General features: G+C 72.0%; 19 protein-coding genes and 1 tRNA gene. 7 read left to right on the top strand and 13 right to left on the bottom strand.

Features of this window, described 5'->3' with window-relative positions; translation table 11 throughout:
* Nucleotides 1-37 precede the first annotated feature (37 nt).
* Complete coding sequence (gene dcd, locus ACI3EY_RS14265; RefSeq protein WP_405036579.1) at nucleotides 38-628, bottom strand: dCTP deaminase; 591 nt, start codon at nucleotides 626-628, stop codon at nucleotides 38-40.
* An 81-nt stretch (nucleotides 629-709) separates the two neighbouring features.
* On the opposite strand from dcd, the gene ACI3EY_RS14260 reads away from it, so the two are divergent.
* Nucleotides 710-780 (top strand) — tRNA-Gly (locus ACI3EY_RS14260).
* A gap of 3 nt (nucleotides 781-783) precedes the next feature.
* Here the strand turns inward: ACI3EY_RS14260 and cutA are convergent.
* Nucleotides 784-1,143, bottom strand: a complete 360-nt coding sequence (gene cutA / locus ACI3EY_RS14255) for a divalent-cation tolerance protein CutA (RefSeq protein WP_405040849.1) — start codon at nucleotides 1,141-1,143, stop codon at nucleotides 784-786.
* The gene (locus tag ACI3EY_RS14250; RefSeq protein WP_405040848.1) at nucleotides 1,140-2,462 is read right to left on the bottom strand and encodes an aminotransferase class III-fold pyridoxal phosphate-dependent enzyme; all 1,323 of its coding nucleotides are present in this window, start codon (nucleotides 2,460-2,462) and stop codon (nucleotides 1,140-1,142) included. Before ACI3EY_RS14250 ends, cutA begins: the two co-directional genes overlap by 4 nt.
* Before the next feature lie 66 nt (nucleotides 2,463-2,528).
* Between ACI3EY_RS14250 and ACI3EY_RS14245 the strand changes: the two genes are divergently transcribed.
* A complete protein-coding gene (locus ACI3EY_RS14245) occupies nucleotides 2,529-4,163 on the top strand; it encodes an AMP-binding protein (RefSeq protein WP_405040847.1) in 1,635 nt (544 codons plus the stop codon).
* Between the two features lie 91 nt (nucleotides 4,164-4,254).
* Here the strand turns inward: ACI3EY_RS14245 and ACI3EY_RS14240 are convergent, their stop codons facing one another.
* The 4 genes from ACI3EY_RS14240 to ACI3EY_RS14225 all read right to left on the bottom strand — a co-directional run bounded on the left by ACI3EY_RS14240 (nucleotide 4,255) and on the right by ACI3EY_RS14225 (nucleotide 7,719).
* Nucleotides 4,255-4,710: a mycothiol transferase gene (locus tag ACI3EY_RS14240; RefSeq protein WP_405040846.1), complete on the bottom strand. Its 456-nt coding sequence runs from the start codon at nucleotides 4,708-4,710 to the stop codon at nucleotides 4,255-4,257.
* 117 nt (nucleotides 4,711-4,827) lie between these two features.
* The gene (locus tag ACI3EY_RS14235) at nucleotides 4,828-5,598 is read right to left on the bottom strand and encodes an SDR family NAD(P)-dependent oxidoreductase (RefSeq protein ID WP_405036584.1); all 771 of its coding nucleotides are present in this window, start codon (nucleotides 5,596-5,598) and stop codon (nucleotides 4,828-4,830) included.
* Nucleotides 5,599-5,631: 33 nt separating this feature from the next.
* Complete coding sequence (purU, locus tag ACI3EY_RS14230) at nucleotides 5,632-6,498, bottom strand: formyltetrahydrofolate deformylase (RefSeq protein WP_405040845.1); 867 nt, start codon at nucleotides 6,496-6,498, stop codon at nucleotides 5,632-5,634.
* A gap of 135 nt (nucleotides 6,499-6,633) precedes the next feature.
* Entirely contained in the window at nucleotides 6,634-7,719 is a 1,086-nt protein-coding gene (locus tag ACI3EY_RS14225) for a P1 family peptidase (protein WP_405040844.1), read from the bottom strand.
* A 46-nt stretch (nucleotides 7,720-7,765) separates the two neighbouring features.
* Between ACI3EY_RS14225 and ACI3EY_RS14220 the strand changes: the two genes are divergently transcribed.
* Both ACI3EY_RS14220 and ACI3EY_RS14215 read left to right on the top strand, forming a co-directional pair.
* Nucleotides 7,766-9,184, top strand: a complete 1,419-nt coding sequence (locus tag ACI3EY_RS14220) for an amidohydrolase (protein ID WP_405040843.1) — start codon at nucleotides 7,766-7,768, stop codon at nucleotides 9,182-9,184.
* On the top strand, nucleotides 9,181-10,845 hold the full coding sequence (locus tag ACI3EY_RS14215; RefSeq protein WP_405040842.1) for an AbgT family transporter: 1,665 nt from the start codon (nucleotides 9,181-9,183) through the stop codon (nucleotides 10,843-10,845). The genes ACI3EY_RS14220 and ACI3EY_RS14215 overlap by 4 nt, the downstream gene beginning before the upstream one ends.
* A gap of 91 nt (nucleotides 10,846-10,936) precedes the next feature.
* Here the strand turns inward: ACI3EY_RS14215 and ACI3EY_RS14210 are convergent, their stop codons facing one another.
* The 6 genes from ACI3EY_RS14210 to ACI3EY_RS14185 form a co-directional block, all read right to left on the bottom strand.
* Complete coding sequence (locus ACI3EY_RS14210; protein WP_405040841.1) at nucleotides 10,937-11,545, bottom strand: hypothetical protein; 609 nt, start codon at nucleotides 11,543-11,545, stop codon at nucleotides 10,937-10,939.
* 149 nt (nucleotides 11,546-11,694) lie between these two features.
* Nucleotides 11,695-12,543 (bottom strand): ATP-binding cassette domain-containing protein, encoded by an 849-nt coding sequence (locus ACI3EY_RS14205; protein WP_405036590.1) that lies wholly within the window; start codon nucleotides 12,541-12,543, stop codon nucleotides 11,695-11,697.
* Nucleotides 12,533-13,684: an ABC transporter ATP-binding protein gene (locus ACI3EY_RS14200; protein WP_405040840.1), complete on the bottom strand. Its 1,152-nt coding sequence runs from the start codon at nucleotides 13,682-13,684 to the stop codon at nucleotides 12,533-12,535. The genes ACI3EY_RS14205 and ACI3EY_RS14200 overlap by 11 nt, the downstream gene beginning before the upstream one ends.
* Nucleotides 13,681-14,595: an ABC transporter permease gene (locus ACI3EY_RS14195; RefSeq protein ID WP_405040839.1), complete on the bottom strand. Its 915-nt coding sequence runs from the start codon at nucleotides 14,593-14,595 to the stop codon at nucleotides 13,681-13,683. The genes ACI3EY_RS14200 and ACI3EY_RS14195 overlap by 4 nt, the downstream gene beginning before the upstream one ends.
* A complete protein-coding gene (locus tag ACI3EY_RS14190) occupies nucleotides 14,592-15,542 on the bottom strand; it encodes an ABC transporter permease (RefSeq protein ID WP_405036593.1) in 951 nt (316 codons plus the stop codon). Before ACI3EY_RS14190 ends, ACI3EY_RS14195 begins: the two co-directional genes overlap by 4 nt.
* Nucleotides 15,543-15,551: 9 nt before the next feature.
* Nucleotides 15,552-17,132, bottom strand: a complete 1,581-nt coding sequence (locus ACI3EY_RS14185; protein ID WP_405040838.1) for an ABC transporter substrate-binding protein — start codon at nucleotides 17,130-17,132, stop codon at nucleotides 15,552-15,554.
* 63 nt (nucleotides 17,133-17,195) lie between these two features.
* On the opposite strand from ACI3EY_RS14185, the gene ACI3EY_RS14180 reads away from it, so the two are divergent.
* From ACI3EY_RS14180 to ACI3EY_RS14170, 3 genes are all read left to right on the top strand, one after another.
* Nucleotides 17,196-18,245: a glycerate kinase gene (locus ACI3EY_RS14180; RefSeq protein ID WP_405040837.1), complete on the top strand. Its 1,050-nt coding sequence runs from the start codon at nucleotides 17,196-17,198 to the stop codon at nucleotides 18,243-18,245.
* A 125-nt stretch (nucleotides 18,246-18,370) separates the two neighbouring features.
* Entirely contained in the window at nucleotides 18,371-20,290 is a 1,920-nt protein-coding gene (locus ACI3EY_RS14175; protein ID WP_405040836.1) for an acyl-CoA dehydrogenase, read from the top strand.
* A 150-nt stretch (nucleotides 20,291-20,440) separates the two neighbouring features.
* Nucleotides 20,441-21,013 (top strand): GNAT family N-acetyltransferase, encoded by a 573-nt coding sequence (locus ACI3EY_RS14170; RefSeq protein ID WP_405040835.1) that lies wholly within the window; start codon nucleotides 20,441-20,443, stop codon nucleotides 21,011-21,013.
* Nucleotides 21,014-21,068 lie beyond the last annotated feature (55 nt).

Below are 21,068 nucleotides of genomic sequence, written 5' to 3'. Positions count from 1 at the left end.
GAGCGTCCCGAGTTGCCGAACCGAGCGTCCCGGAGTGTCAGCCCTCGGTGCGGCGGACGTCCACCCGGGTGAAGTTCGACCAGGACCTGCTCGCGGTCGGACCCCGCTGCCCCTGGTAGTGGCTGCCCTTCTGCGAGCTGCCGTAGGGATGCTCGGAGGCCGAGCTGAGCTGGAAGAAGCACAGCTGCCCGATCTTCATCCCGGGATGCAGCACGATCGGCAAGGTCGCCACGTTGGACAGCTCCAGCGTCACGTGCCCGGTGAAACCCGGATCCACGAAGCCGGCAGTGGCGTGCGTCAGCAACCCCAGCCTGCCCAGCGAGGACTTGCCCTCCACCCGGGCAGCGACGTCGTCCGGCAGCGAGACCTCCTCGTAGGTCGAGCCCAGGACGAACTCGCCGGGGTGCAGCACGAAGGTGTCACCCGGGTCGACCTCGACCAGGCGGGTGAGGTCGGGCTGTTCCTGGGCCGGGTCGATCACCGCGTACTTGTGGTTGTCGAACAACCGGAAGTAGCGATCCAGGCGCACATCGATGCTCGACGGCTGGACCATCGCCGGATCCCAGGGCTCGAGACGGACCCTGCCCGCGTCGATCTGGGCGTGGATGTCGCGGTCGGAGAGCAGCACGCTGACACCCTAACCGGGGGGCGACTTGGAGGGCGCCCACGGTCCGGTTAATATGGCTGCCCGACCCTGGTTCAGGGTCCTGCGGGCGTAGTTCAATGGTAGAACATCAGCTTCCCAAGCTGAATACGCGAGTTCGATTCTCGTCGCCCGCTCTCTCAGCCCTCGGGCACGTCCCGGTCGGTCAGGCCGCGTGAGTTCTCCCGCACCCAGTCCGCATAGCCATCGGTGCTGTGCAGCACCGGCACCGCCACCACCTCGGGCACGTCGTAGGCATGGATCGCGCGCACCACCTCCACCACCCGGGGAAACGCCGACTCCGTGGTCTTGACCAGCAGGAGCCACTCCTCGTTCCGGTGCACCTCGCCGCGCCAGGTGTAGACCGAGACCATCGGCCCCAGCACCTGCACGCAGGCCGCCAGCTGTCGGGCCACCAGGTCGTCGGCGATCCGCTTGGCGGCGTCCGGGTCCGGCACGCTGATCCTGGCCTCGACGAGGGCCGGGAGGCCCGCGATCATCCGGCCACCTCGCGCAGCGCCTCGGCGAGGATGTCGACGCCGCGGGTGGCGTCCTCATGGCTGATCACGCACGGCGGCACCAGGTGCACCCGGTTCGCGACGGCCAGCGGCCACATACCCCGCGCGACGCAGGCCGCGTGCACCGCCTTCATCGTCGCCGCGTCCGCCGGCTCCCGTGTCTGCCGGTCGGCGACCAGCTCGGCCACCCAGAAGACCCCCAGACCGCGCACGTCGCCCACCAGGTCACTGACCCCGGTCAGCGCCTCTGCGGCGGGACCGAGGCTGCGTCGGCCCACCTCGGCGGCGTGCTCGACGATCCCCTCCTCGCGCATGATGGTGATCGCCGCGACCGCAGACGCCGTCGCCAGGGCGTGCCCGGAGTAGGTGAGCCCGCCCGGGAAGGGCCGGTCGTCGAAGGTCGCCGCGATCTCGTCGGAGATGACGACCCCGCCCAGCGGGACGTAGCCGGAGTTCACGCCCTTGGCGAAGGTGATCAGGTCCGGGCGCACCCCCCAGTGGTCGAGGGCGAACCAGGCACCGGTGCGGCCGAAGCCGGCCATCACCTCGTCCAGGACCAGCAGGATGCCGTACTCGTCGCACAGCTCGCGCACCCCGTCCAGGTACCCCGGCGGCGGCACCAGGATGCCGTTGGAGCCGACGACCGTCTCGAGGAAGATCGCCGCCACCTGGTGCGGCCCCTCGGCCTCCACCGTGTGCCGCAGGTGCCGCAGCGCCCGCTCGCCCTCCTCCTGCTCGCTGCTCGCGCCGAACTCGCTGCGGTACAGGTGCGGTCCCCAGAAGTGGACGACCCCCGGCATACCGGGGGTTGCGCCCCAGCGTCGCGGTTCCCCGGTCAGCGTGATCGCGGCGGCCGTCGCCCCGTGATAGCTGCGGTATGCCGCGAGCACCGTGTGCCGACCGGTGTGCGCCCGGGCCATCCGCAGGGCGTTCTCGTTGGCCTCCGCGCCACCGTTGGTGAAGAAGACCTTGTTCAGGCCCTCCGGTGCCACCCCGGCGATCAGCGCGGCCGCCTCGGCGCGGCTCTCCTCGGCGAAGGCGGGTGCCACCGTCGTCAGCCGGCCCGCGGCCTCGGCGATCGCGGCGCTGAGCCGGGGGTGCTGGTACCCGATGTTGACGTTGACCAGCTGGGAGGTGAAGTCGAGGAAGCGTCGACCCTGGTGGTCCCAGAAGTACGCCCCCTCTCCTCCGGCCAGCGGTAGGGGGTCGATGGCCCGCTGAGCGGACCAGGAAGTCATCACGTGGGCGCGGGACAGGTCACGGATACGTGCCTCGCGCGCCGGATCGGCGGTGATCGTCATACCGACAACTCTAGGCCCGTGGACCTCCCCTGGTGCGGTGACCTCACCGGACGGCAGGATGGGGGCATGGCTGAGGCACTGGCGCACACCACCGGCCCGACGGACTCTCCCCTGCTGGAGCAGACGATCGGCGACAACCTGGACGCCACGGCGCTGCAGCACGGCGACCGCGAGGCGCTCGTCGACGTCCCCGGCGGGCGACGCTGGACCTACACCGAGCTGGTCAACGACGTGAACCAGATGGCGCGGGCGTTCATCGCCTCCGGGGTGCGCACCGGGGACCGGGTCGGCATCTGGGCGCCCAACTGCGCCGAGTGGACCCTGGTGCAGCTGGCGACCGCCAAGATCGGTGCCGTCCTGGTCACCATCAACCCGGCATACCGGACGCACGAGCTGTCCTTCGTGCTGCGCCAGGCGGGGGTGAGCACCCTGGTGACCGCGGAGTCCTTCCGGGGCAGCGACTACCCGGAGATGGTCGCGCAGGTCCGTGGCGAGTGCCCGGACCTCGTCCAGGTGCTGGTCATCGGCCAGGAGAGCTGGGAGGCGCTGCTCGGCGGGGCGCACCAGGTCAGCCCGGCGCGGCTCGGCGAGCTGCAGGCCGAGCTGTCGCCGGAGGACCCGATCAACATCCAGTACACCTCCGGGACCACCGGCTTCCCCAAGGGCGCCACCCTCTCGCACCGCAACATCCTCAACAACGGGTGGTTCGTCGGGGAGGGGTGCCGGTACCGGGCGCGCGACATCATCTGCATCCCGGTGCCCTTCTACCACTGCTTCGGGATGGTGATGGGCAACCTTGCGGCCGTCACCCACGGTGCGTGCATGGTCATCCCCGGTCCCGGCTTCGACGCGGCGGCGACGCTGCGCGCAGTGCGTCAGGAGCAGTGCACCTCGCTCTACGGCGTGCCCACCATGTTCATCGCCCTCAAGGAGCTCATCGAGGCCGAGGAGGAGTTCACCGAGGAGGACCTGACCTCGGTGCGGACCGGGATCATGGCCGGTTCGCTGTGCCCGGAGTCGGTGATGCGGTGGCTGATCGACGCCGGGGTGCGGGAGATGACGATCTGCTACGGGATGACCGAGACGTCGCCGGTCTCGACGCAGACCTCACCGACGGACCCGTTCGAGAAGAAGGTCGGCACGGTCGGGAGGGTCGGGCCGCACCTGGAGGTGCAGATCGTCGACCCGGTGACGCGCGAGGTGGTGCCGCGCGGGGAGCCCGGGGAGTTCTGCACCAAGGGGTACTCGGTGATGCTCGGCTACTGGGAGGACCCGGAGCGGACCGCCGAGGTGCTGCACGACGGGTGGATGACCACCGGCGACATCGGGGTGATGGACGACCAGGGGTATGTGCAGATCACCGGCCGAATCAAGGACATGGTGATCCGGGGCGGCGAGAACATCTACCCCCGCGAGGTCGAGGAGTTCCTGCTCACCCACCCGGACGTCGTCGACGCCCAGGTCGTCGGGGTCCCGGACGAGCGCTACGGCGAGGAGCTGATGGCCTGGGTGCGGATGCGCAAGGGTGCCGAGCCGCTGACCGTCGAGGCGGTCACCGAGTTCTGCGCGGGCTCGCTGGCGAGGTACAAGATCCCCCGGCACGTGCAGGTGATCGACGAGTTCCCGATGACGGTGACGGGCAAGGTGCGCAAGGTCGAGCTGCGGGAGCGTGGCGAGCAGCTGCTCCACCCGACGACCTGACCCGCAACCTCTCCCCCACCCCCAACCCTCAACCCCGACCGAGCGTCCGTTGTGGGTGCCCCCACACCCACCGAGCGTCGACCGTGGTTGCTCAGGCAGCCTTGCCGGCGACCAGGTCCCGGGTGATCTCGAGATGCCCGAGGTGTTGGCAGAGTTCCTCCAGGACGTGCAGCAGTATGCCTTCCGCGCTGCCCACCCAGAACGTGCCCCGTGCGCGAGCGAGACTGGACGGTGCCTGGTCGTGCCTCATGGACGCCAGGTCCACCAACAGCTGGGCACGTACCGCGCGGGCCTGGATGATGAGCCCGTCGACGTCCCCCGCCTGCTGGAACTCGACGCTGCGGTCGCGCCCCGTCGGTAGGCCGAGCACGTCCTCCCGTGTCCACTGGGCCGTCATACCCAGGCAGTGGTAGAGGATCTGGTAGGCCGAGTTGGCCCCAGGAAGAGCGGGGACGACGTTGACGTCCGTGGCGTCCATCCCGGCGACCACGTCGATCATCTCGTCGAGCTTGGCGATGACGAACTGTCCGAGTACCGAGCGCTCCATGGCCCCAGCCTGCCAGCAACCACAGCCGACGCCCGGTGGGGCTGAGGGCAACCACAGCCGACGCCCGGTCGGGAAGGGGACGCTCGCTCGGGAAGGAAGGGGGCGCGGACGGACGGATCAGGCGGGCGGCGTGAAGCGCCCGTCGATCGCGGTCCAGCCACCATCGACCATCACCTGGCTACCGGTGACGAAGCTGGCCGCGTCCGAGGCCAGCCAGCAGGTCGCCCCGACCATCTCCTCGGGCCGCGCCCAGCGACCCAGGGCCGACTTCTCGGCATACGCCCTGCCCCAGTCCTCCTGGTCCCGGATCTGCTGGGTCAGCGGCGTCTCGACCACCCCGGGTGCGACCGCGTTGATCCGCACGCCGGCCGGCCCGAGCTCCGCGGCCCAGGTGCGGACCAGCTGCATGGCACCCGCCTTGGTCGCGGCATACACCCCCTGCCCGGGCTCGACGGTCACCGCCCGGATCGAGGTCAGCACCACGATCGACCCACTCCCGCGCTCCACCATCTGCGGCGCGAACGCCCGCACCGCGGTGAACGTCCCGCGAAGGTTCAGGTCGACCACCCGGTCGAACTCCTCCGCCGTGTAGTCCAGCAGCCGCTTGCGCACGTTCATGGCGGCGGTCAGGACGAGCACGTCGACCTGCCCCAGCTGCTGCGCGACCCCCCGCACCGAGGCCTCGTCCAGCACGTCCACCGGGTATGCCGCCCCGCCCGGCGCGCGCACCGCCGCCGCTTCCGCGGTGGCCAGGTCCTTGTCCAGGCAGCTGACCCGTGCCCCCTGGGCGGCCAGGCCGGCGACCATCTCGGCACCGATCCCGCCACAGCCGAGGACGACGGCGTGCCGGTCGTCGAGACGGAACATCTGGGCGTAGTCGAGGCTCATGCCCTCACGCTACGACGTCCCGGCGTCCACGTCTCAGGTGAAGACGATCGTCCGCCCACCGCGGAGCACGACGCGGTGCTCCGCGTGCCAGCGGATGGCCCGCGAGAAGGCGGCGGCTTCCAGCTCCTGGCCCTGCTGGGCCAGCTGGGACGGGGTCAGCCGGTGGTCTACCCGTCGGAAGTCCTGCTCGATGATCGGCCCCTCGTCCAGGTCGGCCGTCACGTAGTGCGCGGTCGCACCGATGACCTTCACCCCTCGGTCGTGCGCCTGCGTGTAGGGCTTGGCGCCCTTGAAGCTGGGCAGCAACGAGTGGTGGATGTTGATGATGCGTCCGGAGTAGTCCCGGCACAGGTCGGGCGACAGGACCTGCATGTAACGGGCCAATGCGATCGTGTCGACCGCGTGCTCGTCGAGGAGGTCGCGCAGGTCGGACTCGGCCCGGGGCTTGGTGTCCGCGGTGACGGGGATGTGGTGGAAGGGGATGTCGTGCCACTCCGCGAGGCCTCGGAAGTCCTCGTGGTTGGAGACGATCGCCGGGATGACGACCGGCAGCTGGCCGGTCCGGCTGCGGTAGAGCAGGTCGTTCAGGCAGTGCCCCATCCTGCTCACCATCACCAGCAGCCGCAGCGGCTCCGCCCGGTCGCGCACCTCCCACTGCCCGGTGAAGGCCTGGGCGACGGGGGCCAGGGCCGCCCGCAGGGTCTCGACGTCGACCGGCGCTCCCTCACGGGTCGCCTCGACACGCAGGTGGAACTCACCGCTGCTCGGGTCCGCGAACTGCTGCGAGTCGGTGATCGTCAGGTCGTGCTCGAGCATCGCCCCCGCGACCGCGTGCACGATGCCCTTCCGGTCGGGGCAGGAGAGGGTCAGGACGACGTCACGCTGGGTCTCGGGTGTCACGGGAGCCGAGTGTATGCCGCATCAGTCCGGTCGCGGGCAGAACGCTCGCCCGGTCGGGACACAAGGCTCGCCCGGTCACAGCACAACGCTCGCCCGGTCAGAGCACAAGGCTCGCCCGGTCGGAGGTGGGTCAGGTCAGGGGGCTGCGGAGGGGAAGGCGTCGCGGTAGCTGCGCCAGGTGCCGGCGGGGGTGGTCACCGTGTCCGCCGCCAGCATGGCCCGGACGACGGCCCGGGTCACCACCTCGCCGGCCGCGTGCAGCATCGCGTGGAAGGCGGCGCTGTCCGGCCCGGTCCCTTCCCCGGCCCACGTCCCGGTGCTCAGCCCGAAGAGCGTGTCCCCGTCGAACATCGTGTGGATCGGGTTGATCGCCCTCGCCATCCCGTCGTGCCCGCTGCCCGCCAGCCGACCGCACTGCGCCGTCGTCAGCGCCGCGTCGGTGGCGACCACGCCGATCGTGGTGGCGAGCGTGCGCGGCACCCGGCTGGTCGGGTTCGCCTCCGCCGCCGCCTGCCGCGCCGCCTGCAGGTCCTCCTGGCCGGGGGGCCGGGGCCTGGCCCCCTCCGGCCACCCCGGTATGCCGTGCAGGTCCCCCTCGAGCAGGTGCCGGGCACCCCACAGCTCACCCGTCGCCGGGTCCACCGCGGAGCCGACGGCATTCACCACGACCAGCGCCGCCACCGTGGAGCCGTTCTCGAGCACCGTGCTGGCGGCCCCGATCCCGCCCCGTAGCCCCCCGGCCTGTGTTCCGGTGCCGGCCCCCACGCTCCCGAGCACCGGACCGGCCCCGCCCGCCGACGCGCACGCCTGCTGCCCGAAACCCGCGTCCGGCACGGCACCGAAGTCGCCGCCCCGACCGAGGTCGAAGACCACCGCGCCCGGGACGATCGGCACCACCTCCCCCGGGCCGCCCATCACCAGGCCCCGGCCCTGGGCATACAGGTGCCGCATCACCCCGTCCGCGGCGGCCAGGCCGAAGGCGGAGCCGCCGGAGAGGGTCACCGCGTGCACCCGCTCCACCATGTTGCGGGGGTCGAGCAGGTCGGTCTCCCGCGTCCCGGGGCCACCGCCGCGCACGTCCACCCCGGCGACCGCGCCCTCGGGCGGGCACAGCACGACGGTGGTGCCGGTGAGGTGTCCGGCGTCGGTGCGCTCATGGTGACCGACCGAGAGGCCGGTCACGTCGAGCAGGGAATTCGTCGGGCCGGGACGCTGGGTCATGGTTCTCACCCTGTCACGCGAGCGCGATCCGTCCTACGATCGCGCGATGGGTACCCACCACAGTGCACCGACGATCTCGACCGCCTACCTCGACCAGCTCGAGGCGAGCACCCGGGCCACGATGGCCGCGGCGGAACCCCCGGTGAGCGAGTTCACCGGCGCCCCGGAGCAGGACCGTGCCCGGCTGGGCACTGCCGTCGAGGAGGCCCGCGAGGACCTGCTCGGCATCGTGCACCGCCTGCACCAGGACCCCGAGCTCGCCTACCAGGAGGAACGCTCCGCGGCGCTGCTGGCCCGGGTCATCACCGAGCGCACCGGCCTCGACGTGCAGGTGGGCGCCCACGGTGTGGCCACCGCGCTGCGGGCCGAGGTCGCCACCCCCGGCTTCGACCCGGACCGGCACCGCACGGTGGCCGTGCTCAGCGAGTACGACGCGCTGCCCGGCATCGGGCACGCCTGCGGGCACAACGTCATCGCCGCGACCGGCGTCGGGGCCTTCGTGGCGCTGGCCGCCCTGGTGGCCGACGGCTCCAGCGAGGTCCAGGGCCGGGTGGTCTTCCTCGGCACCCCGGCCGAGGAGGGGCATACCGGCAAGGAGGTGATGGCCGCCGGCGGCGCCTGGGACGGCCTCGACGCGGCGGTGATGACGCACCCGTTCGGGTACGACGTGGTCGACACCCTGTTCCTGGGTCGTCGGCTGCTGTCGGTCACCTTCACCGGCACCGCGGCGCACGCCTCCGCGCAGCCGTTCCAGGGGCGCAACGCGCTGGACGCGGCGGCCCTGGCCTACCAGGGGATCGGCCTGCTCCGCCAGCAGATGGCGCCCTCGGACCGGGTGCACGCGGTGATCGCCGACGGCGGCACCCGCCCCTCCATCATCACCGCGAGCGCCCGGATGGACCTCTACGTGCGTTCGGCCTTCCCGGAGACCCTGGTGGACCTGTCCGCCCGGGTCGAGCGGATCATGAGCGGCGCTGCGTTGATGACCGACACCACGGTGGACTGGGAGTGGGATCACTACCCGCCCTCGCTGCCGGTGCGTGGCAACGCGGCCCTGGGCGGCCGCTGGGTCGCCAGCCTCGCCGAGCGGGGCCGGGAGGTACTGCCCGCCGGGGTCGTCCCCGACGTGCTCGCCGGGTCCACCGACTTCGGCAACGTCAGCGTCCGGGTGCCCGGCATCCACCCGATGATCGCCATCGCCGACCCGGACGCGGCCCTGCACACGGAGGCCTTCGCCGCGGCTGCCGCCACCCCGCGCGCCGAGCAGGCCGCGCTGGACGGCGCTGTCGGTCTGGCGCACACGGCCTGGGACTTCCTGGCCGACGACGCGCTGGCCGAGGCGGCCCGCGCCGAGTTCGAGGAGGCCGGCGGCGTGCTGGATCCGGCCACCTTCTTCGACGGCACCGACGGAGCCGACGAAGCCGGCTCCACGGGCGGCACGCCCGGACAGGAGGACGAGCGGTGAGCACCCAGAGCGCGACCACCCGACGCCCGGGCCTGGGCGACCGGCTGCTGACCACGATCGAGCGGTGGGGAAACAAGCTGCCCGAGCCGTTCACCCTCTTCCTCATCCTCTTCCTGATCACCGGGGTGGTCTCGACGGCGATGGCGCTGGCCGACGTCAGCGTCACCGTCCCCGGCTCCTCCGAGGGCCCGATCAGCATCCGCGGCCTGTTCACCGGCGAGGGGATGGCCTGGTTCACCAGCAACATCGGTGCCAACTACGTCGGTTTCCCGCCGCTGCAGACGGTGATCACGATCCTGCTGGCGGTCGGGGTCGCGGAGAAGACCGGGATGCTGTCCGCGGTGGTCCGGCAGGCGTTCGGGTCCGCACCGCGGTGGATGCTCCCGTATGTCGTCGGCGTGGTCGGGGTGACCGGCTCGGTGATGGCCGACTCCGCGTTCATCGTCATCCCGCCGCTGGCCGCGCTGGTCTTCAAGGCCGCCGGACGGCACCCGGTCGCCGGGCTGCTGGGCGGGTTCGCAGCGGTCGGTGCCGGCTACTCCACGGCCCTGGTGCCGACCTCGCTGGACGCCCTCTTCGCCGGGATCACCACCGGGGTCATGGAGTCGCTGCCCGGGCTGGACACCACCCCGGTCAACCCGGTCTCCAACTACTACTTCAACATCGTCGCGGCGCTGCTGCTGGGCGCCATCTGCGGGTTCATCATCGACCGCGTGCTGGAGCCGCGGATGGTCCGCCAGGACGTGCCGACCGAGCAGGTCAGCCGGGACGAGGTGGCTGCCGTCAGCAGCGAGACCGCGGGCGGCGGCAGCAGCGACGAGGCTCTGGCCGAGGACACCCGGACCCAGGAGAGCGGGCCCGACGACACCCCGGACGACGAGCTCTCCGCCCAGCTGGAGCCGCGCGAGAAGCGCGGGCTGCTGCTCTCCCTGCTCGGGGCCGGCGTGCTCACCGCGGTGATCCTGGTCTCGACGCTGGTGCCGACCTCGCCGTGGCGCAACGAGGAGGGCGGCTTCCTGCCGAGCTCACCGCTGCTGGACTCGATCGTCTTCGTCGTCTTCGCCTACTTCATGGTGATGGGCATCGTCTACGGCGCGGTGGTCGGCACCGTGACCGGGATGGGCGACATCGTCTCGATGATGGGCCGGGCCCTGGGCGACATGATGAGCTTCCTGGTGCTGGCGTTCATCCTGGGCCAGTTCATCGCGCTCTTCGCCTGGACCGGGATCGGGTCCTGGATCGCGGTCCAGGGCGCCTCCGGGCTCGAGGCCAGTGGGCTCACCGGCTTCCCGGCGGTGGTCGGCTTCGTGCTGCTCGCCTCGCTGCTCAACCTGTTCATCGTGTCCGGGTCCTCGATGTGGACCCTGATGGCGGCGGTCTTCGTGCCGATGTTCGCGCTGATCGGGCTGGAGCCCGCGTTCACCCAGGCCGCCTTCCGGGTCGGTGACTCGGCGACCCAGATCATCACCCCGCTCAACCCCTACATGATCGTCATCCTGGGCCTCCTGCGCCGCTACGAGCCCGATGCCGGCCTGGGCACCGTCATGTCCCGGCTGATCGTCTTCGTGGTGCCCTTCTGGCTGGCCTGGATGAGCCTGGTCGCGGTCTGGTACTTCGCCGACCTGCCCCTGGGTCCGGGGAACGGGATCTTCCTGCCCTGAGTCGGGCATACCGGTGCCGTCGCCCCCCTCCCCCGGGACCGCGGTCGGTCTAGCAGGACCTCCATCGCGCTATAGGGCGATGAAGGTCTCGCTAGGCCGACCGCACTCGGGGACGGGCGCGGGCCCGGCCACGGGCCAGCAGCAGCGGCAGCGCGCCGAGCGCCAGCACGACGAGCAGATGCACCGTGGGGTGCTGCCCGCCCTCCTGCAGCCAGCCGGGCCATCCGGCGGGGACCCCGAACGCGGTCACGCCGTCGGCCGACCCCGTCGTCCTGGCTTCGACCACCGTGTCCGCGTCGGGCCTGCTCGCGTAGGCCCACACCACCAACGCCGCCGAGGCAGCCGCGAACCCGAGCGGCAGTCCCGCCCGCACGCCGGTCCTGCCGCCCCGGGGCACCAGCAGCACGACCGCCAGCACCAGCGCCCCGAGCACCGGGACCGCCAGTAGCGGCAGCACCGGCAGGGTGGGCGAGCCGACCGTGACGAGCTGGTTGTCCAGGTCGATCTGCACCCCGTTCTCGGCGGCCCGGATCCGCAGGCTCAGCAGCCCGACACCGGCCGCCAGGACGACCCCCAGGAGCGCCCCGCCCAGCCACGCGGCGAGCGGCGGCAGCGGCCCCGGCACCACCGGGTCGGCACGTCCGCCCGACACGTCGGTCACCTGGTCGGGCCCGGACACCTCGGCTCGCTCACTGCTCATGCCGCTCCACGCTAACGGCCGGCCCCGCCCGCGGCTACCTCCGCGCACCCGCCCGCACGTCACCGACCAGCAGGTATGCCGTCGTCCGGGTCACGGCGGGGCGTCTCACCACCGAAGGTGCGCGGGTGCGCGGCACGGCGAACGCGGGGTCACAACCCGTCGGCCACGCCCTGGGCCAGGTCCCGGGCGGTGCGCCCGGCGAGTGCGGACTGCAGGTCCGGGATGGCGGCCACCAGGGACCGGGTGTACTCGTGCTGCGGGTCGGCGAAGAGCTGTTCGGTGGGTGCCACCTCGACGATCTCACCACGGCGCATCACCGCCACCCGGTCGCACACGTGGCGGACCACGGACAGGTCGTGGCTGACGAAGACGAGGCTGAGGTGATAGGCCTCGACCACCTCGTCGATGAGGTTGAGGACCTGGGCACGGACCGAGACGTCCAGCGCCGAGACCGGCTCGTCGGCGACCAGGATGTCGGGGTCGGGGGCGAGCGCACGGGCGACCGAGATGCGTTGCCGCTGGCCGCCGGAGAACTGGTGCGGGTAGCGGTCGCCCGCCTCCGCGGAGAGGCCCACCCGTTCCAGCAGCTCGGTCACCCGGTCGGCGTTCCCGTCGCGCCTGCCCTGGGCCACCAGGGGCTCGGCGACGATGTCCCGCACCCGCATCCGGGGGTCCAGGCTGCTCATCGGGTCCTGGAAGACGAGCTGCAGCTGCTCGCGCAGCCATCCCAGGCGACGGGCCGACTGGTCGTGCACCGGGCGACCGTCGATGATGATCTCACCGGAGCTCGGCCGGTCCAGCCCGCAGATCATCCGCAGCAGGGTGGACTTGCCGGAGCCGGACTCCCCCACGATCCCGACCCGCTCCCCGCGCTCGACGCTCAGGCTGACCCCGCGCACGGCGTGCACCACCGGGGGCGCCTCGCGCAGCGACGTGCGGGGCCGCCGGAAGTCCCGGCATACCTCGCGGAGCTCGATCACCGGGCCGTCAGTCGTCATCAGCAACCATTCCTGACGCTCGGTGGGGGTGGGAGGAACCGTTCGCGACGCTCGGTCGGGAGTCGTCGGCGGGTGTGGAGTCGTCGGCCGGTCGGGAGTCGGTGCTCGGTCGGGAGTCCGCGCCCGCCGGGGAGTCTGCCTCGGACGGGGTGTGCGGGTGGAAGCAGGCGTAGCCGCGGGCACGCTCGCCGGCCGGGTGCTCTCCGCGGGAGGTCCAGGACGGCACCTGCGCGCAGGTCTCGGTGGCGTGCCCGCAGCGGGTCCGGAAGACGCAGCCGGCCGGGAACCGCCCGGCGGAGGGGACCGTGCCCGGGATCGTCGGCAGCGCCGCCCGGCCCCGTCGGCCGTGGTCGCCGGTGAGGTCGGAGGCGGCGATGAGGCCCTGGGTGTAGCGGTGCCGGGGGTCGGCGAAGACCTCGGTGACCGGCCCGGCCTCCACGATCCGCCCGCCGTACATCACCAGCACCCGCTCGCAGACCGTCGCGACGACGGCCAGGTCGTGGGTGATGAACAGCAGCGCGGCCTCCCGGTCCTCGACCCCGCGGACCACCAGGTCCAGCACGGTGGCCTGCACGGTCACGTCCAGCGCGGTGGTGGGCTCGTCGCAGATCAGCAGCGCCGGGTCGTTGGCCAGCGCGATCGCCAGCACCACCCGCTGCCGCTGCCCGCCGGAGAGCTCGTGCGGGTAGGCCCGGGCCAGGTGGGAGGGGTCCGGCAGCCCCACCTGCTCCAGCAGCTCGACCACCCGGGAGCGGGCCTGGGCCTTGCTGCGGGTGCCGTGGATGAGCATCACCTCGGCCACCTGGGCACCGACCCGCATGGTCGGGTTGAGGGCGGTCATCGGCTCCTGGAAGACCATCGACATGGCGTCGCCGCGCAGCCGCGCCATCCCCCGCTCCCCCAGCTCGAGCAGGTTGTGGGCGGCGGGGGTGCGCCCTGCCAGGCGCACGTCACCGGTGGCGTGCAGGCCCTCGCCCAGCAGGCCCATCACGGCGAGCGCGGTCAGCGACTTGCCGGAGCCCGACTCGCCGATCAGCCCGACCCGTTCGCCGCGCTCGATGGACAGGCTCACCTCGTCGAGCAGCGCGATGTCACCGGTCCGCACGGACAGGTCCCGGACGTCCAGCACGGTGCTGCTCATCGGCTCTCCAGCTTGGGGTCCAGCCAGTCCCGCAGGCCGTCCCCGAAGAGGTTGAAGCCGAGCACCGAGACCGCGATCGCGGCACCGGGGATCAGCGCGAGGTGCGGTGCGGACCGCAGCGTGGTCTGGGCCTCGAAGAGCATCCGCCCCCAGGAGGCCTGGCCGGTCGGGGTGCCCAGGCCGAGGTAGGCCAGCGCCGCCTCGGCCAGGATGGCGATCGCGAAGGAGACCGACGCCTGGACGATGATGAGCCCGGCCACGTTGGGCAGCACGTGCCGCACCGCGATCGCCAGCGGTGACCGGCCCGCGGCCCGGGCCGCGACGACATACTCCGTCTTCATCACCCCGAGCGCCCCGGACCGGGTGATCCGGGCGAACGCCGGGATGGTCGCGACGCCGATGGCGATCATCGCGACCCGGGTCGAGCCGCCGTAGAGGGCGGCGAACATGATCGCCAGCAGCAGCGCCGGGAACGCCAGCAGCACGTCGTTGGAGCGCATCACCAGCTGCCCCAGCCAGCCCGGGGTCATCGCCGCCAGGATCCCCAGCGGCACCCCGATGACCGCGGCGACCCCGACCGCCACGAAACCGACGTAGAGGGTGGTCCGGGCGCCGACCAGGATCTGGGTGAGTACGTCCCGGCGCAGCCGGTCGGTGCCGAGCCAGTGCTCCGCGTTCGGTGTCTGGTATGCCTCGACCGGCAGCACCCGCATCGGCGCGTACGGGGTCCACACGTAGGAGACCAGCGCCAGCGCGACGACCACCAGCACGAGCGCACCACCGACCAGCAGCGAGGGGTTGAGCGCGCGGCGGGCGCCCCCACCGGCCGGGGCCTGGCTCGCCTGACCGTCCGCTGCGCCGTCACTGCCGGACGCACCGTCGGCGGGTATGCCCTGGGTCACCTCGCTCATCGTGACCCCGCCCGGAGCCGGGGGTCGATGACCAGGTAGAGGGTGTCCACGATGAAGTTGATCACCAGCACCGCCACCACCAGCACCATCACCACGGCCTGCACGGTGAGCAGCTCACGCTGGGCCACCGAGTCCAGCAGCAGCGACCCCAGGCCGGGGATCACGAAGACCCGCTCGATGACCACGGCGCCGATGAGCAGGGTCGCCAGCTGCAGGCCGAGGACGGTGACGACGGGCACCGCGGCGTTGCGCAGCCCGTGCCGCCACAGCGCCTGCACCGGGCGCAGGCCCTTGGCCCTGGCGGTGCGCAGGTAGTCCTCGCGCAGCACGTCCAGCACCGCGGAGCGGACGTAGCGGGCCAGCACCGCGGCCTGCACCAGGGCCAGCGAGATCGTCGGCAGCGCCAGCCGCTGCAGGAAGCCGACCGGGTCCTGCGCCGGGACCACCCAGCCGCCGGCAGGCACCCAGCCCAAATTCACCGCGAAGACCGAGATGAGCACGATGCCGGCCAGGAACGCCGGGACTGCGACCCCGACCTGGGACAGCGCCGAGAGCACCACCCCGTCCACGTGCCGGTGCCGGACGGCCATCCACACCCCGACCGGGACCGCCACCACGATCGCCACCACCATCGCGGTCAGCACCAGGATCAGCGTGACCTGCAGCCGGTCGGCGATCTGCGGCCCGATCTCGGACCGGGAGATGAACTCGATGCCCGGGTCGAAGGTGACCATCCCGCGCATCCAGTCCAGGTACTGCACCAGCACCGGCCGGTCCAGCCCGAACTCGGTCCGCAGCCGCGCCACGGCGTCGTCGGAGGCGTTGATGCCCAGGGCCACCCGGGCGGGGTCGCCGGGCAGCACCCGCATGAAGCCGAAGACCACCAGCGAGGCAGCGAGCACGCTCAGGGCGAGCACCGCAGCGCGGTGCAGCAGACGGAGAAGCATCGGTGTGCGTCAGCCCCGCGCCAGCTTGGACAGGTCGAACGACTCCTTGATCGCGTTGGTCGGCAGCCCGGTGATGTCCGGGTCGGAGACCATCAGGTTGGGCAGCAGGAAGAGGAAGTCGGCGGCGGCGTCCTCGCTGATCAGCGCGGCGGCCTCCTGCATCGCGGCGACCTGCTCCTCCTCGGTGCCGGCGTCGGCCTCGGCGAACAGCGCCTGGACCTCCTCGGTGCCGTAGGTCGTGTAGTAGTCCGGGCTGCCGAAGACGTTGGCCATGTCGCGGGGCTCCACGTGGCTGACGATCGACATGTCGAAGTCCTTGTTGGTGAAGACCGTCTCCAGCCACGCCGCCGGGAACTCCAGCTGGTCGATGGTGACCGACAGGCCGGCGTCCTCCAGCATCGACTCGACCACGGTGCCGCAGGAGACGGCGTACGGCAGGCTCGGGATGCGCAGCCGCAGCTCGGTGCCTTCGGCGCCGGCCTCCGCGATGAGCCGCTGCGCCTCCTCCATGTCGTAGGGGAAGTCGCCGGTGCGGTCCTCGTACCAGGGGTCGGTCGGCGGGACCATCGAGCCGATGAGCTCGCCGCGTCCGGCCCAGCAGGTGTCCAGCAGCGCCTGGTGGTCGATGGCGTGCCGGACGGCCGCGCGCAGGTCGGGGTCCGCGAGCGCCTCACCCTCGGACTGGTTCATCGAGAGGACGATCTCGCCGTTGGTGGTGCCCTCGATGATCTGGTAGTCCCCGCCCTCGAACTCGGCCAGCGACTCCGGGGCCTGGACCGTGCCGACCACGTCGATCGCGTCGGTCAGCATGGCGTTGTTCAGCGCGTTGGCGTCCTGGTAGTAGCGCATCTCCACGGTGGAGAAGTAGGGCACCTCCCCGTGGTAGTCGTCGTTGCGGTTGAGGGTGACCATCGAGCCCCGGTCCCAGGAGCCGAAGGTGTAGGGCCCGGTGCCGATGGCCTCCTCGGCGAGGTTGTCGACGCCCTCGGTGTCGAACATGGCGCCCACCCGGGTGGTGAGGGCATACAGGAAGGAGTTGCTGGGCTGGGTCAGGGTGACCTCGAGGGTCGTCTCGTCCGTCGCCTCGACCGACTCGACCACGTCGAGCTGGGACGCGAGGCTGATGGTCCAGTCGTCCGAGGAGACCCGCTCCAGGGAGAAGGCGGCGTCCTCGGCGGTGAACTCGCTGCCGTCGGAGAAGGTGACGCCCTCTTCCAGCGTGAAGGTGTACGTCAGCCGGTCCTCGCTGATCTCCCACTCGGTGGCCAGCGCCGGGATGATCTCGCCGGTCTCCACGTCGACGGTGACCAGCGTCTCGTAGATGTTGTCCAGCAGCAGCTGCGGGATGGCCGCGCCGTCGGTGGTGGTGAAGTCCAGGCTCGCGGGCTCGGCGACCAGGCCGACCCGGACGGTCTCCTGCGAGCCGCCGCCCTCCCCCGAGGCGTCGTCGGTGCTGCCGGCGCCCTCGCCGCCGCCCTGGTCGTCCTCGCTGGTGGGCGTGCTGGTGCTGGAGCCGGCACTGCATCCGGCGAGCAGGGCGCTGGCCGCGATCGCGGCGATCAGGGGGCGGGTCCGCGTCGACATCCTCATGAGCGCACATCCTTGTCCACAATCGTCCCGCGCGCCAGCCCCCGTGCCGTCTAGGGTCGAGGTGTGACCTCAGCAGACGACGCCCACGCCCGCACCGTCCTCCTCGCCCCGGACAAGTTCCGCGGGTCGCTCACCGCTCCGGAGGTGGTCGCCGCGGCGCGCGCCGGGGCCGAGGAGCTGGGCTGGAGGGTGATCGAGCGACCGATGGCCGACGGCGGCGAGGGCATGCTGGACGCTTTCGGCGGGGCGAACCGCACCTCCACCGTGACCGGGCCCGGCGGCATCGCGGTCGAGGCCCGATGGCGGTTCGGTGAGGACCGCGTCGCGGTGGTCGAGTCGGCGGCGGCCAGCGGGTTGCAGATGGCCGGCGGCAAGGAGGGCAACGACCCGATGACCGCCACGAGCACCGGCACCGGTGAGCTGATCGCCGAGGCGGTGCTCGCCGGGGCGCGACGGGTGATCGTCGGGCTGGGCGGGTCGGCGATGAGCGACGGCGGGACCGGTGCGGTGACCGCGGTGCTCGACGCGCTGGACGGGCAGCGACCGGGCGATCGCGGGTGCGAGCTGCTGGCCGCCTGCGACGTGCAGACCGGATTCGCCGACGCCGCCATCGTCTTCGGCCCGCAGAAGGGCGCCTCCTCCCAGCAGATCGTCGAGCTCACCGGCAGGTTGTTCGAGATCCAGGGCGAGTATGTCGAGAGGTTCGGGGTCGACGTCTCCGGTGTCCCCGGGGCCGGCGCCGCCGGTGGCCTGGGCGGCGGCCTGGTCGCCCTCGGCGGCGAGCTGGTGCCGGGCCTGGCGCTGGTCGCCGGGCAGGTGGGGCTGGCGGACGCGGTCGCGGCAGCGGACGCCGTCGTCACCGGTGAGGGCGCCCTGGACGCCGAGTCCTTCAACGGCAAGGTCGTCGGCGGGGTGGTGGACGCGGCCGAGCCGTACGGCATACCTGTGGTGGTCGTCGCCGGGACCGTGCGCCCGGACGCGCCGGAGGCCAGGCTCTCCCGGCTGCACGTGGTCGACCTGTCCGAGACGTACGGGGCCTCGGCGTCCTGGGACGACACGGCCCGGTGCGTGGCCAGCGCCGTGCGGGCGCAGCTGGCCGCCCTCGCCCCCTGAGCAGCACGACGCTCGCCCGGTCGAGACACGACGCTCGCCCGGTCGAGACACGACGCTCGCCCGGTCGCTAAACTATCCGGAAGAACCGTGTACCGCCGGTACCGCATACTTCCTGGAGGACCAGCGTGGGTCACTACCGCAGCAACGTGCGCGACGCCGAGTTCATGCTCTTCGACGTCCTCGGACGCCAGCAGATCCTGGGCCGGGCGCCGTACGAGGAGATCGACATCGAGACCGCGCGGGAGGCGCTGCGCCAGGTCGCCGAGCTGGCCGAGGGGCCGATCGCTGCGTCCTTCACCGAGTCCGACCGCACCCCGCCCGTGCTGGACCCGGCCACCGGCACGCTGAGCATGCCGGACAGCTTCGTCCGGTCGTACCAGGCCTGGGTCGACAACGAGTGGTGGCGCCTGGAGATCGACCAGGGCCTCGGCGGCACCCCCGGCCCGCCCAGCCTGACCTGGGCGCTGTCCGAGCTGGTGCTCGGCGCCAACCCCGGGGTCAAGATGTTCGCGGCCGGCTATACCTTCGCCAACGCCCTCTACCGGCTCGGCACCCCCGACCAGCAGCGCCTCGCCCGGCTGATGGTCGACCACGCCTGGGGCGCCACCATGATGCTCACCGAGCCGGACGCCGGCAGCGACGTCGGCGCGGGGCGGACCAAGGCGGTCGACGCCGGGGACGGCACCTGGCACCTGAGCGGCACCAAGCGCTTCATCACCAGCGGGATCGCGCCCTTCTACGACAACGTCGTGCACTTCGTGCTGGCCCGCCCCGAGGGGGCCGGCCCCGGCACCAAGGGGCTGTCGCTGTTCCTGGTCAGCGACCGGCACGTGACCGACCTCGACACCGGCGAGCTCGGCGACCGCAACGGCGTGACGATCACCGGGATCGAGCACAAGATGGGGCTCAAGGTGTCCACCACCTGCGAGGTCGCCTTCGGGGAGGACGCCTCGCGCCCCGCGGTCGGGGTGCTGCTCGGGGAGGTCCACGACGGCATCGCGCAGATGTTCCGGATCATCGAGTACGCCCGGATGCTGGTCGGCACGAAGGCGATCGCCACCCTCTCGACCGGCTACCTCAACGCGCTCGCGTACGCCAAGGAACGGGTACAGGGTGCCGACCTGACCCAGATGGCCGACAAGACGGCGCCCCGGGTGACGATCACCCACCACCCGGACGTGCGGCGGTCGCTGATGCTGCAGAAGTCGTACGCCGAGGGGCTGCGCGCACTGATGCTCTACACAGCGAGCTACCAGGACACGATCCACGGGGCGCAGGACCTCGCCGACCGGGAGGGTGCCGACGACGGCGACGCAGGCTCCGAGGGGGACGGAGGCTCCGAGGAGCTGCGGCTGGCGGCCCGGGTCAACGACCTGCTGCTGCCGCTGGTCAAGGGCTGCGGCTCCGAGCGCGCGTTCACCCTGCTCGGCACCGAGTCGCTGCAGACCCTGGGCGGCTCCGGCTTCCTAGAGGACTACCCGATCGAGCAGTACCTGCGCGACGCCAAGATCGACAGCCTCTACGAGGGCACCACCGCCATCCAGGGCATGGACTTCTTCTTCCGCAAGATCCTGCGCGACCGCGGGGTCGCCCTCGCGCACCTGGCCGGCGAGGTGCAGGCGACCGCGAGCGCGCAGCTCGACGACGGCCTGGGCGGGACCCGGGCCGCGGTGCTGCGGGCACTCGGTGAGGTGCAGCAGATGGTCGAGTTCATGAGCGGCCGGGCGCAGGCGTCGCAGACGGAGCCCAGCCAGGTGTATGCCGTCGGTCTCGGCACCACCCGTCTGCTGCTGGCCGTGGGTGACCTGCTCATCGGCTGGCTGCTGCTGCGTCAGGCGGAGGTCGCCCAGCGCCTGCTGGACGCCGGTGAGCCGGGCGAGAGCGGAGCGGGCCGGGACCCGGCATACCTGCAGGGGAAGGTGGCCGCGGCGCGGTTCTTCGCCACCGAGGTGCTGCCCCGGCTGAGCGCGGACCGGCGCACCATCACCGCGGCCGACGCGGACGCGGTGGCCAGCATCATGGACCTCCCCGAGGCCGCCTTCTGACCGAGCGTCCCGAAATGCCCGACCAGGCGTCCCGAAATGCCCGACCGAACGTCTCGTGTTGCCGGACCGAGCGTCCCGCAATGCCCGACCGAACGTCTCGTGTTGCCGGACCGAGCGTCTCGTCGTGACACCCGATGGTTCAATGAGCCGATGGCGCTCGAGACATACCCCGTCACCCCGGACCGCTTCGAGGACTTCGCCGACGTCATCAACCCGAACCGGCGCGCCACCCACTGCTGGTGCCTGTCGCACCGGCTGCGAGCCGGCGAGATCGAGGAGCTGGGCGGCGGGAGCCGGGCGCGTGCCGCCCGCAGGCTCACCGAGCGCGAGCACCCGCCGGGGGTCGTCCTGTATGCCGACGACGTCCCGGTGGCGTGGTGCAACATCGGGCGCCGGGCCGACATCCCGCGCCTCGCGGGCTCGCGCCTGATCCGCCCGGTGGACGAGGTCGACGTCTGGAGCATCATCTGCGTCGTGGTCCGCGGCGGGCACCGCAAACGGGGCCTCACCACTCCGCTGATCGAGGGCGCGGTGGGGTATGCCGCCGCGCAGGGCGCTCCGGCGGTGGAGGCATACCCCGTGGAGACGTCGGGGCGGATGGACACCACGATGGCCTTCGTCGGCACCCGGGCGATGTTCGAGAAGGTCGGGTTCGAGGTCGTCGGGACGACGGACGCCGTCGCCAGCAAATTGCCGCGTCTGGTCATGCGTCGGACGCTCTGACGCGTACGGATCGGCATCACGAGACGCCCGGTCCCGCACAACGAGACGCCCGGTC

It is taken from the genome of Serinicoccus shuyuelongi (assembly GCF_045032955.1).
In the GTDB taxonomy this organism is placed as follows: domain Bacteria; phylum Actinomycetota; class Actinomycetes; order Actinomycetales; family Dermatophilaceae; genus Ornithinicoccus.
Note: the sequence above shows the minus strand (reverse complement) of the source record. Positions and strands in the feature narration are given on the sequence as shown.

Bases quoted from the DNA above. Each gene is read 5' to 3' on its own strand.
- ACI3EY_RS14225 (WP_405040844.1), bottom strand. From the start codon at position 7,719: ATGACCCAGCGTCCCGGCCCGACGAATTCCCTGCTCGACGTGACCGGC.
- ACI3EY_RS14250 (WP_405040848.1), bottom strand. From the start codon at position 2,462: ATGACGATCACCGCCGATCCGGCGCGCGAGGCACGTATCCGTGACCTG.
- ACI3EY_RS14220 (WP_405040843.1), top strand. From the start codon at position 7,766: ATGGGTACCCACCACAGTGCACCGACGATCTCGACCGCCTACCTCGAC.
- ACI3EY_RS14185 (WP_405040838.1), bottom strand. From the start codon at position 17,132: ATGAGGATGTCGACGCGGACCCGCCCCCTGATCGCCGCGATCGCGGCC.
- ACI3EY_RS14190 (WP_405036593.1), bottom strand. From the start codon at position 15,542: ATGCTTCTCCGTCTGCTGCACCGCGCTGCGGTGCTCGCCCTGAGCGTG.
- ACI3EY_RS14210 (WP_405040841.1), bottom strand. From the start codon at position 11,545: ATGAGCAGTGAGCGAGCCGAGGTGTCCGGGCCCGACCAGGTGACCGAC.
- ACI3EY_RS14235 (WP_405036584.1), bottom strand. From the start codon at position 5,598: ATGAGCCTCGACTACGCCCAGATGTTCCGTCTCGACGACCGGCACGCC.
- ACI3EY_RS14240 (WP_405040846.1), bottom strand. From the start codon at position 4,710: ATGGAGCGCTCGGTACTCGGACAGTTCGTCATCGCCAAGCTCGACGAG.
- ACI3EY_RS14200 (WP_405040840.1), bottom strand. From the start codon at position 13,684: ATGAGCAGCACCGTGCTGGACGTCCGGGACCTGTCCGTGCGGACCGGT.
- ACI3EY_RS14205 (WP_405036590.1), bottom strand. From the start codon at position 12,543: ATGACGACTGACGGCCCGGTGATCGAGCTCCGCGAGGTATGCCGGGAC.
- ACI3EY_RS14170 (WP_405040835.1), top strand. From the start codon at position 20,441: ATGGCGCTCGAGACATACCCCGTCACCCCGGACCGCTTCGAGGACTTC.
- cutA (WP_405040849.1), bottom strand. From the start codon at position 1,143: ATGATCGCGGGCCTCCCGGCCCTCGTCGAGGCCAGGATCAGCGTGCCG.
- ACI3EY_RS14195 (WP_405040839.1), bottom strand. From the start codon at position 14,595: ATGAGCGAGGTGACCCAGGGCATACCCGCCGACGGTGCGTCCGGCAGT.
- ACI3EY_RS14245 (WP_405040847.1), top strand. From the start codon at position 2,529: ATGGCTGAGGCACTGGCGCACACCACCGGCCCGACGGACTCTCCCCTG.